Below are 15,751 nucleotides of genomic sequence, written 5' to 3' on the forward strand. Positions count from 1 at the left end.
TAACTATGCGTCACTTTTATATTTTTGTGTGTATTTATTCAGTTAATTTAGAAAAATATTTAACAAGATTTGTGTGTTTTATTTTCATCAACTTCACAAGCTATAGCTTATTGTAAAAAAGGTCAAGTTATTAGTGGATAATCACGTGAATATGCGATTTACCGTTTAATTACCTAAAATAGTATAATAATTTCAATGAGATAGAAAATTGATTGTTACAAAAAAGTAACATTTGATGCTGGGAGGAATAAAAAAGACCAGCATAAAATGCTGGTCAAAAGATAAAGATTGGAAGGAATTGTTTTCTTTCTTGGTCTTTAGCCATCGATATCGCTGATGGCTAAGTGATGACTTTGAAAGAAGGAAGCGTGAATGCCCCCTTTATGCTGAAAGCATTAGCGAATTTGCTTTTGCTTCAAGGTTAGTGCCACCCATCAGGTATTCATCAATAGCACGAGCACATTCGCGACCTTCGTTGATACAACGAACCACCAAAGATTGGCCAGTACGCATATCACCTGCGGCGAATACGCCTTCTTGATTCGTCGCGAAACCTTGCGTTGCAACGTTGCCGCGATCATCGAGTGCGATATCCAGTTGAGCAAGCACGCCAGTTGGTTCTGGGTGCAGGAAGCCCATCGCTAGGAAAGCCATGTCACATGGGATCACGCGCTCGCTGCCTTCTACTTCTTTAAAGTTTGGGCGCTCGCCTGGTTTCGCATCTTCCCAAACGATGTCTGCAAGACGAAGACCTGTAACTTCACCTTTGTCGTTACCGATGAACTCTTTGGTCAAGATGTTCCAGTGACGATCGACACCTTCTTCATGAGAAGTCGAAGTGCGTAGGATCATTGGGTATTGAGGCCAAGGCATATTGGCTGGGCGCTTCTCTGGTGGAATCGGCATGATTTCAACTTGAGTTATGCTTGCTGCGCCGTGACGGTTTGATGTACCCACACAGTCTGAACCGGTATCACCACCACCGATTACGACAACATGTTTTTCTGCTGCGTGAATTTCTTCACCTTTTAGATCCATGTTGTTTGCTCGGCGATTGTTTTGTCCGAGGAACTGCATTGCAAAGTACACGCCTTTTAGATCGCGTCCCGGAACAGAAAGATCGCGAGGAACGGTTGAGCCACCAGTCAGCAGTACCACATCGTACTCTTGACGCAGTTGTTGCGCGTTTACATCGACACCAACGTGTTGATTTACTCTAAACTCAACGCCAGCTTCTGCCATTAGATTGATCTTACGATCAATGACTTCCATGCTCAGTTTGAAATCTGGAATACCGAAACGCAGCAGACCACCCACTTTCTCGTCACGCTCGAATACGGTCACGGTATGGCCTGCGCTGTTTAGCTGCTCGGCAGCCGCAAGACCCGCAGGGCCAGAACCAATAATAGCGACTGTTTTACCAGTGCGAGAACGCGGAGTTTTTGGTTTGGCGTATCCTTCACGATACGCCGTTTCCACGATGGTTTTCTCAATATTACAAATAGTGATTGGGTCTTGGTTAATGCCAAGCACACATGCACTTTCACAAGGAGCGGGACAAACTCGACCAGTAAACTCCGGGAAGTTGTTGGTTGAACTTAGAATGTTCCATGCTTCTTCCCAGCTATCACGATAAACCGCATCGTTAAATTCTGGGATGATGTTGCCGATAGGGCAGCCGTTATGACAAAACGGCACACCACAATCCATACAACGAGAAGCCTGAGTATTGATTTTGCTACCAAACTCCTCGTTCAGAACGAACTCTTTGTTGTTCTTGATACGTTCAGCTGGGTCGATCTTCTGTGGTAGTTCACGACCATGCTCTAAAAATCCAGTAGGCTTACCCATTACACTGCCTCCGCTTGAGTTTCATTTCCTTGAGACTGAGCCTCCTCAGCTTTACGCTTTTGAAGAACCGCTTTGTAATCGCGCGGCATCACCTTAACCATAGAGTTTAGGCTTGCTTCAAAATTGTCTAGGAAAGACTGAGCGACTTCACTTCCTGTGAATTGGACATGCTTAGTCAGCATGTCGAGTAACAGATCTCTGTCTTCTTGCTCGATTGGGTCTAGGTCAACCAGCTCTGGGTTCAGTTTCGACTCAAAGTCGCCTGATTTATCCCATACGTAGGCCACGCCGCCACTCATACCTGCAGCAAAGTTACGACCTGTTGAACCCAGGATGATGGCTGCACCGCCCGTCATGTATTCACAACCGTGGTCACCGACACCTTCTACAACCACTTTCGCGCCTGAGTTACGAACACAGAAACGTTCACCTGCCATACCGCGAATGAAAGACTCACCCGAAGTTGCACCGTAGAAACATACGTTACCAACTACGATGTTGTCTTCTGCGACAATGCTCGATTTCGCGTCTGGGTAGAGCACCAAAGTACCGCCAGATAAGCCTTTACCCCAGTAGTCGTTTGCATCACCTTCCACTTCGAACTTCACGCCCTTAGCGAGGAACGCGCCGAAAGATTGACCTGCAGAACCTTTGAATTTGACATTCATTGGTTGAGGTAGACCTTGGTCTTTGTACACTTTCGAAATTTCATTAGACAGCATGGTTCCGACAGAGCGGTCTGTGTTAACGATAGGGAAGTCAGCACTTACTGCTTCACCTTTTTCTAGAGCTGGAATTGCGGCTTGAATCAGCTTACGGTCTAGTACTGCTTCAAGGTTGTGGTTCTGCTGCGCTTGGTTAAATACGCCATCAGCTTCGCGAGGCTGTTCAACATGAAGTACAGGAGATAGATCTAGGTTCTTGTATTTCCAATGAGAAACGTCTTGGCGAACTTTCAGTTTTTGACCTTGCCCTACCATCTCATCGATAGTGCGGAAGCCAAGTTCAGCCATGATTTCTCGTAGACCTTGGGCCATGTATTGGAAGAAGGTTACGACGTCTTCTACGCGACCATCAAAGCGCTCGCGAAGTGTTTTGTTCTGAGTCGCGATACCAACAGGACAGGTGTTCTTATGACACTTACGCATCATGATACAGCCTTCAACCACCAATGCTGCGGTTGCTACGCCCCATTCTTCTGCACCTAGTAGTGTTGCGACTGCAAGGTCACGAGGTGTCTTCATCTGACCATCTGCTTGAACAACGATACGGTTACGTAGGCCGTTCTTCAGTAGCGTTTGGTGGGTTTCTGCCAAGCCCAGTTCCCAAGGAAGACCAGTATGACGGATTGAAGACATTGGTGACGCACCCGTACCGCCATCGAAACCTGCGATAAGCACAACGTCCGCTTTCGCTTTCGCAACACCAGAAGCGATCGTACCTACGCCCGCTTCCGATACCAGTTTCACGTTAACGCGGCCCGCACGGTTAGCGTTCTTCAAGTCGTAGATCAGCTGAGCCAAATCTTCGATTGAGTAGATATCGTGGTGTGGCGGTGGTGAGATCAGACCGACGCCTGGAGTCGAGTGACGAGTGGCACCGATCCAGTCATCCACTTTGTCTCCTGGTAGCTGACCACCTTCACCCGGTTTCGCACCTTGAGCCATCTTGATTTGAAGTTCTTCAGCGTTAGTCAGGTAGTAAGACGTCACACCGAAACGACCAGAAGCCACCTGTTTGATTGCAGAGCGTTCCCAATCACCATTTTCTTTGCGCTCGAAACGCATTGGGTCTTCACCACCTTCACCAGAGTTCGATTTCGCGCCAAGACGGTTCATCGCAACTGCCAGTGTTGAGTGCGCTTCATAAGAGATCGAACCAAACGACATTGCGCCTGTTGCAAAGCGTTTTACGATGCTTTCGATTGGTTCTACTTCGTCGATAGAGATAGAGCCCGCTGGGTTCTTGATGAACTCCAGTTGGCTACGTAGCGTTACCGCGTTGTCGCCTTGTTTATCGACGGCACTCGCATACTGCTTGAACTGCTCGTAATCTTTGTTGCGAGTTGATTGCTGGAGTAGAGAGATAGTTTCTGGGTTGAATAGGTGTTTCTCACCACGTTGTTTCCACTGGTAAACACCGCCCACATCCAGCATTTGAATTGGGATTTCGCGTTGTGGGTAACCGATGCGGTGGCGAATCAGCACTTCTTTCGCGATGTCATCCAGAGTCAAACCTTGGATACGAGAAACGGTACCTGTGAAGTACTTATCTACCACTGACTTGTGGATGCCTAACGCTTCGAAGATTTGCGCACCATGGTACGACTGCAGGGTTGAGATACCCATCTTCGAGAAGATCTTCAGAAGACCGCCATTGATCGCTTTACGGTAGTTGTTGAACAGATCGCGAGGGTTCGCTTCTGGATCCAACTTCTTAGTACGTTGAAGTTCAATGATGGTTTCAATCACTAGGTACGGGTTAACCGCATTCGCACCGTAACCAAGTAGCGTTGCAAAGTGGTGCGTTTCACGCGCGTCACCGGTTTCAACCACGATGTCACACTTCGCTCGTAGACCTTTACGGATCAAATGGTGATGTACTGCACCAACTGCCAGCATTGCTGGGATCGCCGCGTGGTTTGAGTTCACTGCACGGTCAGTTAGAAGGATGATTGAGTAACCATCGATAACCGCATCTTCGGCGTATTGGCAGATACGTTTTAGTGCGCGCTCAAGCTTGCCTTGGTCTTCACTGGCTTGGAATACGATATCCAGAGTTTTGGCTTGCAGGTGCTCATTGTCGATTGCACGCAGTTTCTCAAGCTCAGAGTTAGCCAGAACTGGCGATTCCAATTCCACTTTCTGACAGTGAAGTGGCGTTTCTGTCAGAAGGTTTTGGTCTTTACCCAAGTAAGTATTCAACGACATTACCATACGCTCACGGATCGGGTCGATCGGTGGGTTGGTTACCTGCGCAAACAACTGCTTGAAGTAGTTTGAAAGATGTTGCGACTGGTGTGACAGCACGGCCAGCGGCCAGTCAGCACCCATTGCAGATAGCGGTTCTTTACCTTCATTTGCCATTGGAACGATGATTTCGTTCACTTCTTCAGTACTTACGCCAAACGCTTGTTGACGGTGTAGAAGATGTTCTGGCTTAGGTTGGCTGAACTGGTTGCTCGCATCAGGCAGCTTCTTCAAGCTCAGTAGGTTTTCTTCTACCCACTTCTCGTAAGGTTGTGCCGTTGCGATGGTGTCTTTCACTTCTTCATCAGAAATGATGCGACCTTGCTCTAGATCCGCAACGAAGATACGACCTGGTTGCAGACGACCACGGAACTCTACGTTCTCTGGTGCAATATCCACTACGCCAGATTCTGATGCCATGACTAGGAAGTTATCTTTGGTCACTGTGTAGCGAGAAGGGCGTAGACCGTTGCGGTCGAGCGTTGCACCTACTTGAACACCATCGGTAAAACAGACAGATGCCGGGCCATCCCACGGTTCCATAATGTTTGCGTGGTACTGGTAAAACGCGCGACGCTTAGGATCCATGTTTTTATTTTCTTGCCATGCTTCAGGGATCATCATCATTAAGGCATGTGGCAGGCTACGACCAGAAAGAACTAGGAGCTCAAGTGCCATATCAAAGTTTGATGAATCTGAGCTGCCTTCCTGACAGATAGGAAGAAGCATGTCGATTTCAGCCTGAGTAAACAGGTCTGATTCTAGGATTGCTTCACGGGCTTTCATCCAGTTCAAGTTACCGCGAACTGTGTTGATTTCACCGTTGTGAGCGATGTAACGGAAAGGCTGTGCAAGACGCCATTTCGGGAAGGTATTGGTAGAGAAACGAGAGTGTACCAGTGCCAGAGCGGTCACCATGGTCGGGTTTTGCAGATCAAGGAAGTACTGAGGCACTTGCTCTGTCGTTAACTGACCTTTGTACACCAATGTCTTGTAAGACATTGAGTTAATGTAGAAGTCGTCACCAATGTTCGAAACGCTTTCTAGGCAAACGCGTACGGTGTAATTACGAAGTACGTAAAGTTTGCGTTCTAGCTCTTCAGGTGTGATGCCAGGGCCGCCGGAGATAAACACGTGCTCAAATTGAGGCTCTGTGCTTAGAGGGTCGGCACCAATCATGGAGTTGTCGGTTGGTAATACGCGGTAGCCGATGACTTCGAGATCTAAGCGTTTGGCATTACGCTCTAAAATGTCACGGCATTGTTCGCGTTTGTATTCGTCTTTCGGGAAAAGAACGACACCAACGCCATACTTTTCAAACGAAGGCAGTTTAATGCCTAGTTTAACGGCCTCTTCTAATAGGAATTCATGAGGTTTTTGCAACAAAATACCCGCACCGTCACCGCTGCATGGGTCACAACCTTGACCGCCACGGTGTTCCATGCGAGCCAGCATATCCAATGCTTGAGTCACTACTTCATGAGATTTACGGTTTTTAAGGTGAGCAACAAAACCGATACCACAAGCGTCATGCTCCAATTCCGGAGTGTATAGACCCTGTGAATTTTGCTCTCTATCTACCATAGATACATCCTTCCAGTTCAATGCGACGCAAAGGTACGAGGCAGACCGAAGTTGCCTTGTGACACATGATGCGTCTTGTCCTTTATATTTATTATCGCCACCAGTCGAGGTTGACTGGTCTTGATTCCTTTCCGTATCTCGCAGGAAAAGTATTGCGAGAAAAACAATCCTTGGTGATATCCCTTTATTTATTCTCACTATTTAGTGATTTATATAGGTGGGAGTGGGATAACACCGACAATTTCCGCTGTGCGTGCTGTAATAAAAGTCACAAAAAATGCGGGGTTGTGTAAGTATCCTACAATTTTGTTACTTCGGATTGCAATGAAAAGTCGCCTCTGTGACCCAATTTTTTCGTTTAAATATGCATTTTTAGTTTAACATTTACGCAACATGACGCTTTTTTGTCTGTATTTATGCAAGTTTATTGATTTCACACCGATTGGGCGTTGTTTGGATTGAGTAATATTGTTTGTTTTTTCTTGCAGGGATGTAATTTAGTTACATAAATCGTAGTGAGATTTATTACGGTTTACTATTGGTGAGAATCTATGCAGTTACATGAGTTGGTCAATACACTAGGCCAAGATCTTCAGCGTCGTTACGGCGAAAAAGTCCATAAGCTGACTTTACATGGTGGCTTTAGTTGCCCAAACCGCGACGGCACGATTGGCCGAGGTGGTTGTACATTTTGTAATGTGGCTTCGTTTGCTGACGAAGAAGTGCAGATCAAAAGCATCCACGATCAATTGAAAGATCGTGCTGGAGAGATCCATCGAGCGAAGAAGTATCTGGCTTATTTTCAGGCGTACACCAGTACCTATGCAGAAGTACAAGTACTGAAAAATATGTATGAAGAAGCACTTAAAGCTGCTGATATTGTGGGTTTGTGTGTGGGAACTCGCCCAGACTGTGTGCCTGACTCGGTATTAGATTTGCTGTCGGATTACGTAAACCAAGGTTATGAAATTTGGCTTGAGCTAGGTCTTCAAACTGCAAATAACGATACGCTCAAACGCATCAACCGCGGACATGATTTTGAATGTTATGCGGAGATCACTCAGCGAGCTCGAGCCTTAGGGATCAAAGTTTGTACTCATTTGATTGTTGGATTACCGAAAGAAACCCGCGACGATAATATTGAAACGCTGCAAAAAGTGCTGGCCGTGGGCACTGATGGCATCAAGTTACATGGCCTGCATATTGTGGAAGGCAGTACGATGGCGAAAGCTTGGAGAGCTGGCAGATTAGAAGCTCCTGAATTGGAAGAATATGTTGCGATTGCCAGTGAAATGATTCGTATGACGCCCGCTGATGTTGTGTTTCATCGTGTCTCTTCCGCAGCTCGTCGTCCAACGTTGTTGTCCCCGCTTTGGTGTGAAAACCGTTGGTTAGCCATGACTGAAATTGGTCGCGCATTAAATAAAGATGGCGCTCAAGGCAGCTTAATAGGAAAGCCTTTTATCTACACGAAGCCGGAATTAAAAGCAGATTGCTCAATAAATAACTGATATATTTTTAGCAGTTTGCTTTATAGGTGGAAAAATGGATCAGTTACTTAATTGGCTTTGGAATGGGCAGGAGAGTTATGGATATATTGTCCTGCTATCGATAGTCAGTGCGATTGCGATAGCACTTATCTACTTTCGTTTCCAAAACGCACTTAAGCAGCTTATTACTGATTCGCCTTATCCAGTGCTGGTGCTAGATGCCAGCCATGGACAAATCCTACTTTCGAATCAAGCAGCGATGCAGTTGCTTGGCATTCGATCTCTGGGTACAGGCTTTTTGTACCCAGCCTTGTTTGAGCTTCACAAACTTTCTTCGTTGCTAGATAGTTTTTCCAGTCGCTATTTCCGTCACCAAGTCTTTGATTGGCGTTTATCTGAAAACGAATCTATTAAGGTTGAATTGTCCGGCCGAAAGAGTTTGCTACGTGGTCATCGTGTTTGGATCATGTACGCGCAACCTTATCAAGTCACTTTACAAGAGCAGCAGCAAGAGTTGGCGCAGTTAGAGATGGCTCGCTCAGCGCTAGATTCGCTGTCCGAGTTGATCTGCTTGCAAGATTGCCAAGGTAACTTATTGACGACGAATCGTGCCTTTGACCAGTTTTGGGAGGGGCGACGAGAAGAAGCCATCACTGCAACGGCGAGCCGAGTCGCTACCCGTAAAAGTGAACGAAAATGGACGACGGACACGCAAGGTCGCAGCTGCTTGCTTGAAGTGAATTTAAGCTCATTAGTATCGCCAAGTGGTGAGCTACTCGGAACGTTGTCTATTAGTCACGATGTGACGGAGTGGCATAAGATTCAGCAAAACTTACGTGATGAAATGGAACGTCGTAAAGACACTGAAGTCGCCTTGGCTCAACGTGACACCGTTCTTCAAACAATCTTAGATGCAAGCCCTGACTCTATCGGTATTTTTAATGAGAATATGGTGTACCAAGCGTGCAATAAGCCATTTGTAAACGCTTTAGGTATATCTGAAGTTTCTGATTTGATTGGTAAGCGTCTTCAAGATGTCATTCCCGTTGAAATGTACACGCGGTTGGAAACGAGCGACCTACACGCTTTACGACAAGCGGAACCGGTAAGGTACATCGATAAGGTCGTGAGTAGTGATGGCCATATTACTTGGTTTGATGTGGTGAAATCGCCGTTTAAAGACAAGGCATCGGGTACGAATGGCGTTCTTATCATGGCGCGTGATATTTCAGAGCGTTATCTCGCCGAGCAAAAACTCGAACAAGCGAACCTTGAACTTGAGAAATTGAGCTTTATGGACAGCTTGACGCAAGTGGCGAATAGACGCCGATTTGATGAACGTCTTCATGTACTTTGGTATCACCACATTCGTGAAAAATTGCCTTTGACTATCATGTTGTGCGACATCGACTTCTTTAAAGATTACAACGACTGTTACGGGCACCCACAAGGCGACGAGGCGTTGATTCGTGTCGCGGCGGTCTTCAAGCAAGTGGTCAACCGTTCTTCAGACTGCGTGGCTCGATACGGTGGTGAAGAGTTTGGTTTTATCTTGCCAAACACGACAACAGAAGGTGCAGAGCAAGTCGCTCAACGCATTCATCAACAAATTAGACAGCTTGATATGGAGCACGGTAGTTCGGAAGCTTCAGAGCACCTCAGTGTGAGTATCGGCTTTGTTTCTTACGTTCCTCAGCATGGTGATGAACCTGAAATGGGCATCGCTATGGCCGACAGTGCGCTATACCAGGCCAAAGCCGATGGCCGTAATCGCACCTGCATCCACCCTAGCTCCTTCTAGCGCTTTGTGACCGCTTGCTCTAAGTTGATAGCAAGCGGTTTAAATCACCGTATTAAACACGTTAAACTGCTTATACCTTGTGTTCTCGTCTGTGATCTCATGGTTCTCGCCAGTTCATCAAGGTGAATGCCTCAAAATCAAACAGACCTAAATTGCGTTAGGCCTTGTACATCTGCCCGTTTTCAATATGTCGGGTTGATAGTTTGCTTGTGCCATGGAGTAGTGAATGAAGCCCATGAAAAATCTCGCCCAGTACTATGTAGACTTACTGGTGAAACTAGGGATTGTCCGTTTTTCAATTTTGTTAGCCCTAGCGCTGGTGGCACTTGCTGTCGTCGTACAAGTTGGTATCACTTTGGCTCTCAAAGGGCGCGTCGATGATATCGACATCGTACGTTCCGTTTTCTTTGGTTTGTTAATCACGCCTTGGGCCGTTTACTTCCTATCTGTGGTGGTTGATCAGTTAGAAGAGTCTCGTCAACGATTGACTAAGCTGGTTTCTAAATTGAAAGACATGCGTTCACGCGACCAAGAACTGAACTTCCAACTACAGCAGAATATCGAAAAGCTCAATCTAGAGATTGAAGAGCGGATTAAAGCGGAAGAAGCGCGTGAAGAGGCGATGCAGGATCTAGAGAATGAGGTTTTCCAGCGTGAGCGAACGCAATTAGAGTTGGCTGAGCGTACCGCTTTGTTACGTTCATTCATCGATGCGTCACCTGATTTGATTTATTACCGTAATGCCGATGGCGTCTTCTCTGGTTGTAACCGAGCGATGGAAGAGTTAACGGGCAAGAAGGAGCATCAACTTGTCGGCTTGAGCCCGTGGGATGTCTACAGTAAAGAAATTGCGCAGCCAATCGTAGATACCGACCAAAAAGTCTTTAGCGACAACCAAGCGATCACCTACGAGCAATGGTTGGAATACCCTGATGGGCGAAAACACTATTTTGAATTGCGCAAAGTACCATTTTATAGCAAAGACGGTCGCCACTTGGGGTTGGTTGGTTTTGGGCGTGACATTACTGAGCGTAAGCGTCACGAAGAATCTCTAGAAAAAGCCAGCCGAGATAAAACGACGTTTATCTCTACAATTAGCCATGAACTTCGCACACCGTTAAACGGCATTGTTGGCTTGAGTCGAATGTTGCTTGATAGCCCGCTGACGGAAGAGCAGCGTAAGCACATGCAGACGATCAACGTGAGTGCGATTACGTTGGGGAATATCTTCAATGACATCATCGATATGGACAAATTCGACCGTCGCAAGCTTGAGCTGTTACCTGCGCCATTGAACTTTGAAGACTTTGTCGCCGAGATAGAGAGTATTTCGGCGCTCATGGCGGAACAAAAAGGACTGCGTTTCGACTTAGAACGTTTGAGTGACCTACCAAAAGCGATCGAGGTGGATGCGACCCGTTTACGTCAGGTGATTTGGAACCTAGTCAGCAACGCGATGAAGTTCACCAAAGAAGGTGGCGTTGTGATGACAGTCAGCGCTGATGTCGAAGAAGACTTCGCGACTATCATTATGGAAGTCGAAGACACTGGCATCGGTATTCCTGAAGCTGAACTGGATAAGATTTTTGCTATGTATTATCAAGTTAAGTCGGGCAAAGACAACTTGCATGCAGTAGGTACAGGTATTGGGTTAGCGGTTTCGAAACAGCTGATCAATATGATGGATGGGGACATTACGGTCACAAGTGAAGAAGGCTTTGGTAGTACTTTTACTGTGTCGATTCACGTTCCTATTGTTGAACTCGAAGAGCCGGTAATCGATGCAAAGCGCGACAATGTGCATCTCAACATCTTTATGGTTGAAGACATTGAACTTAACGTGACGGTGGCTAAGTCGCTGCTAGAAAGTTTGGGGCATTCCGTGACGGTCGCGATGACTGGGGAAGAAGCGTTAGTCAACTTTGTGCCGGATCAATACGACCTTGCGCTGTTGGACATTCAACTGCCAGACATGACAGGGTTTGATGTGGCGAAGTACTACCGTGAGCATTATGACCACTTACCTCCGTTGGTGGCGTTAACGGCGAACGTGATGAAAGATCGTCGAGAGTACTTAGAAAATGGAATGGATGACGCAATCAGTAAACCATTAGCTGTGCATGCTATTCAGTCAGTGATAGATAAGTTCTTTGTTGATCGAGTCGATAAACCCGCGGTGATTGTTAAGCCTGAAGTCAAGGAAGAAGCGGCGCCTTCTCCTGTGATTGAGACACATCTACTGGATCTGGATATGCTAGAGTCTTATGTGGATATTGTCGGCGTTAAACCCGTGTACGACAGCATCAAGATGTTTGAAGACATGATGCCAGATTACATTGAGGTATTAGACTCAAACATGACCGCAAAAGATCAAGATGGCATTGTTTCTGAAGCGCATAAAATCAAAGGTGCGGCAGGATCTATTGGTCTTAAACGTATCCAAAGCGTTGCTCAAAAAGCGCAATCCCCGGATATGCCGGCATGGTGGGAAAATATTTCTGACTGGGTCGAAGAGATAAAGAACGAATACCAAAACGATATTCAGGTACTCAAAAGTTGGTTGGATCAAAGGAAATAACATGAAGAAACTTGCACCCGTAGCCTTACTTATTGCATCGCTCGTAGGTTGTAGTTCTGTTCCTCAAGTGAACTGGCAACAAGGCAGCCAAATTACGATGAATCAGGTGAATGTTGAACTAAAGAGCAATCTTTGGGTGAACTTAATGCCTGCGATTGAGGAAGAACCCGTGCAAGACGTTCAAGAGTTGAGTATTCAAGGTGCTTTGTATCTGGAAGGCGACAAACAGCTGCCTGCGAATTTGACTGCTGAGGCTCTGATTATAAAGCAGGGTACTACCGAGTGGATGATTGATGGTGGGGACTTGGAAACTCGCACTCACAGCGAAAATCAGTGGGAAGTGACGTTTATTTGGCAAGTTGAAGCCGATACAGATAAATCCGTCGATTTGGCGTTGCTGCTTGATGATGCGGGTAAACAACGTTGGCTTGTTGAAAAGCACGTGAAGATAAACAAGGTTTATTAGTTTCTTTGCCGCATAGAAAAAGGGCTTGCTCCAATGAGCAAGCCCTTCGTATTTCTAGCAGACTGCATTAGTCTTCTAAGTCACCACAGAAGCGGTAGCCTTCACCGTGGATAGTCGCGATGATTTCTGGCGTACCAGATACTGATTCGAAGTGTTTACGAATACGGCGAATCGTTACGTCGACAGTACGGTCATGTGGTTTAAGCTCACGGCCAGTCATCTTCTTAAGAAGATCAGCACGTGTTTGGATCTTACCTGGGTTCTCACAGAAGTGCAGAAGTGCACGGAATTCAGAACGAGGCAGCTTGTAGCTATCGCCAGCAGGGCTCACTAGTGAGCGGCTGTTAATATCTAGCACCCAACCGTTGAATTCGTATTTTTCTACTGAGCGCTTTTCTTCTTGAACTGCGTTAGTGCTCATTGAGCGGCTTAGCAGGTTGCGCGCACGAATAGTCAATTCACGTGGGTTGAATGGTTTTGTGATGTAGTCATCAGCACCAATTTCAAGACCTAGGATCTTGTCTACTTCATTGTCGCGGCCTGTTAGGAACATCAGAGCGATGTTCGCTTGCTCACGTAGTTCACGTGCTAACAGTAGACCATTCTTGCCTGGAAGATTAATGTCCATAATGACCAAGTTGATAGAGTTGTCAGACAACACTTGGTGCATCTCTTCACCGTCACTGGCTTCAAAAACAGCGTATCCCTCTGCTTCAAAAATACTCTTAAGAGTGTTACGAGTTACTTGCTCATCTTCTACGATAAGAATCTGCGGGGTTTGCATTGGCGGTACCTAAATTTGTGACAAAATTGTGCTAATAGAATAAATTCTAGGCAAAAATATAACATACAGGTAATGTGATTTTGATAATAAATCAAGTTGATCAAAAAAACACTTCTTTCAGCTATCCGCCTTCCTTGGAATTTTGCCAACTCACCAGTATCCAATGGCGACGTTTATTCTATAGGGCTTGTTTACCTTTCAGTTCCTTGCTTTGCAGGGCATGAAACGTAAACACCCTAAGATATGGAGCGGATTTTATATTGTTAACAGCATGCTAACAATGCTCAAATGTTAATTCCATTCAGTTTGTTGATTTACATCAATTGATGAAATGTAACTGTTATTAATCGTTTAAGAGTTATGATAGAAAAAAGTAATACGAACATAGATGTATCGTTATGGAATGCTTATTCAGAATCTTTTTTTCATTTTGAAGCTGAATGGCATACGTCAAGTTATGCGGTGATAACTGCTTGGAACCCCTACAGTAATTTGCGGTCAAAGAAAGAGAACTGCATAAGTAATCAAGAGTTAGAAAAACAACTTAAACACTCGAATTACGTGCTCGTTAACGTAGGTGATCGCAGCTTTGAATGGTGTGAAGAGAGTTTTGCGGCGGATATATCATTAGAAGAGGCTGTGCGATTGGCAAAAGCGTTTCAACAAAATGCCATTTACTATGTGATAGATAGTGATCTTTACTTAGTTGCGTGCGCGGCACCGAGCAAAAAACACTGGCTAGGAAAAATTAACGACAGGCTCGTATAACAGGATATCTCTCGTTGGGGTTATGCCCGAGCGAGCAAATTCACGGAGGAAATATGAGAGACATAACACCAGATATTTGTGATCAATTTGAAGACCAAGTGACGTTGCTAAATTTACCACTACAGAACTTTGGTCAACGTACCGCCTTTCATGGCGAAATTGTCACAGTGCGTTGCTATCACGATAATTCTAAAGTACGTGAAGTTCTAGAACAGGATGGCACTGGCAAAGTCTTGATTGTTGATGGACACGGTTCCTGCCAAAAAGCGCTGCTTGGTGATCAGCTGGCGATAGTCGGTATCGAAAATGGTTGGGAAGGTATCATCGTGTACGGAGCAGTGCGTGATGTGGCACAAATGTCGCAAATGGACATAGGAGTGCAAGCGCTGGGTACATGCCCGTTTAAAACGGAAAAGCGTGGTGTGGGTGAAGTCAACGTGACGTTAACGATGCTGAACCAAATTGTTCAACCAAAACATCATGTTTATGCCGATTGGAATGGGGTGTTGATTTCAAAAGAAGCACTCGATTTTTAAAATCGGAAACCTAAACCTACCTCAAAGCCTTGTTGCCAATCTTGGTAATCCAACGTCGCGTGAATGTCTAACTTATCGGTAATTTTCACGCGGCTAGAAAGTTCAGCAGCGAGGCTACTGTCTTCGGTTTGAATGCCGTTGCTATTCTCAGATTTGTAAGATCTTACGGTACTTTTTACGGTGACACGATCATTGAAGTGGTAGCTGATCCCGCTGAGAAAGCCGCTTTGGTTTTGAGTCGGAGAGTTATTGACTCGCGCACCTACATAAAGGTCAACAGAATCAAAAAGTTCATAGGCGTAGCCACCATCAATATTCCATACATCAAAGCTGTCGGTTTGGTAACTTTCACTCGAGATAAACAGTTTGTGAGGAGACGTGCTTGTTTTCCCTGGAAGGGGAGGGAGATCGTTAGCAAAAGAAACGCCAGACACTAAAAACAGTAACAGAAAAAGCCATTTTTTCATGTCCACCACTCCTTGTGTCTAACTTTTTTATTAGTATCTGCTAAAAGCTTCTCACTATTAAAGCATAGAATATGAAAGCCAACACATCTATTTTCTAAATAATTCGATCCTAGGAACATTGATCACAGTTAAGTTGTTGTTAACGAGAAACAACACCGTCTAAATGTTTGATCTTGCGCTTTATGAGAAAGATCCGCTTACCTATGGCTCCTAATCACCCTTCGTTTAATGGCATTAACTCCTGAAGTTAGAAAACAAGGATGTTTTTCTTAAAATCAAGCGTAAGTAATTGCACTTATATATCAATGACATTACGCAGAATAAACCTCTGGAAGACTGGAAAATAAACAATTTTTTGTTGACTCTGAATAGGAAACTCGGTAAACGTAGATATAAGCAAACACGATTAACGTTGAATATTTATTTATGCCATCTAACAGCCTAGTAGTAATGACCA

The 15,751-nt window shown here is 45.4% G+C and carries 10 protein-coding genes and 1 other annotated feature (1 of these 11 only partly in view); of the genes, 6 read left to right on the forward strand and 4 right to left on the reverse strand.

Annotated elements, in window-relative coordinates:
- Window positions 1–381: 381 nt before the first annotated feature.
- Window positions 382–1,851, reverse strand: coding sequence for a glutamate synthase subunit beta (locus ACF8EG_RS24430; protein WP_069505183.1), 1,470 nt, complete (start codon window positions 1,849–1,851; stop codon window positions 382–384).
- Window positions 1,851–6,404: a glutamate synthase large subunit gene (gene gltB / locus ACF8EG_RS24435; RefSeq protein ID WP_053815948.1), complete on the reverse strand. Its 4,554-nt coding sequence runs from the start codon at window positions 6,402–6,404 to the stop codon at window positions 1,851–1,853. The genes ACF8EG_RS24430 and gltB overlap by 1 nt, the downstream gene beginning before the upstream one ends.
- A 551-nt stretch (window positions 6,405–6,955) precedes the next feature.
- On the opposite strand from gltB, the gene ACF8EG_RS24440 reads away from it, so the two are divergent.
- From ACF8EG_RS24440 to ACF8EG_RS24455, 4 genes are all read left to right on the forward strand, one after another.
- A complete protein-coding gene (locus ACF8EG_RS24440; RefSeq protein WP_020840096.1) occupies window positions 6,956–7,915 on the forward strand; it encodes a TIGR01212 family radical SAM protein in 960 nt (319 codons plus the stop codon).
- A 34-nt stretch (window positions 7,916–7,949) separates the two neighbouring features.
- On the forward strand, window positions 7,950–9,695 hold the full coding sequence (locus tag ACF8EG_RS24445; protein ID WP_025795746.1) for a diguanylate cyclase: 1,746 nt from the start codon (window positions 7,950–7,952) through the stop codon (window positions 9,693–9,695).
- 226 nt (window positions 9,696–9,921) lie between these two features.
- Window positions 9,922–12,273: an aerobic respiration two-component sensor histidine kinase ArcB gene (gene arcB / locus ACF8EG_RS24450; protein ID WP_017449171.1), complete on the forward strand. Its 2,352-nt coding sequence runs from the start codon at window positions 9,922–9,924 to the stop codon at window positions 12,271–12,273.
- Window position 12,274: 1 nt separating this feature from the next.
- Window positions 12,275–12,739 (forward strand): hypothetical protein, encoded by a 465-nt coding sequence (locus ACF8EG_RS24455; RefSeq protein WP_025795748.1) that lies wholly within the window; start codon window positions 12,275–12,277, stop codon window positions 12,737–12,739.
- Window positions 12,740–12,806: 67 nt separating this feature from the next.
- On the opposite strand, the gene arcA is transcribed toward ACF8EG_RS24455, so the two are convergent.
- Window positions 12,807–13,523, reverse strand: a complete 717-nt coding sequence (arcA, locus tag ACF8EG_RS24460; protein ID WP_005479585.1) for a two-component system response regulator ArcA — start codon at window positions 13,521–13,523, stop codon at window positions 12,807–12,809.
- Between the two features lie 360 nt (window positions 13,524–13,883).
- Here arcA and ACF8EG_RS24465 point away from each other — a divergent pair, with 360 nt between their 5' ends.
- Together ACF8EG_RS24465 and ACF8EG_RS24470 are read left to right on the forward strand one after the other, a co-directional pair.
- Window positions 13,884–14,291: a DUF3293 domain-containing protein gene (locus ACF8EG_RS24465; RefSeq protein WP_025795750.1), complete on the forward strand. Its 408-nt coding sequence runs from the start codon at window positions 13,884–13,886 to the stop codon at window positions 14,289–14,291.
- A gap of 53 nt (window positions 14,292–14,344) precedes the next feature.
- Window positions 14,345–14,827: a putative 4-hydroxy-4-methyl-2-oxoglutarate aldolase gene (locus ACF8EG_RS24470; protein WP_025795751.1), complete on the forward strand. Its 483-nt coding sequence runs from the start codon at window positions 14,345–14,347 to the stop codon at window positions 14,825–14,827.
- On the opposite strand, the gene ACF8EG_RS24475 is transcribed toward ACF8EG_RS24470, so the two are convergent.
- Window positions 14,824–15,294, reverse strand: coding sequence for a hypothetical protein (locus ACF8EG_RS24475; RefSeq protein ID WP_005460677.1), 471 nt, complete (start codon window positions 15,292–15,294; stop codon window positions 14,824–14,826). The two genes, ACF8EG_RS24470 and ACF8EG_RS24475, sit on opposite strands and share 4 nt — an antisense overlap.
- Before the next feature lie 439 nt (window positions 15,295–15,733).
- Window positions 15,734–15,751, forward strand: a sequence feature (Thr leader region); it runs 102 nt beyond the window's last position.

The sequence above is a fragment of the Vibrio sp. YQ_11 genome (assembly GCF_043103065.1).
GTDB lineage: Bacteria > Pseudomonadota > Gammaproteobacteria > Enterobacterales > Vibrionaceae > Vibrio > Vibrio parahaemolyticus.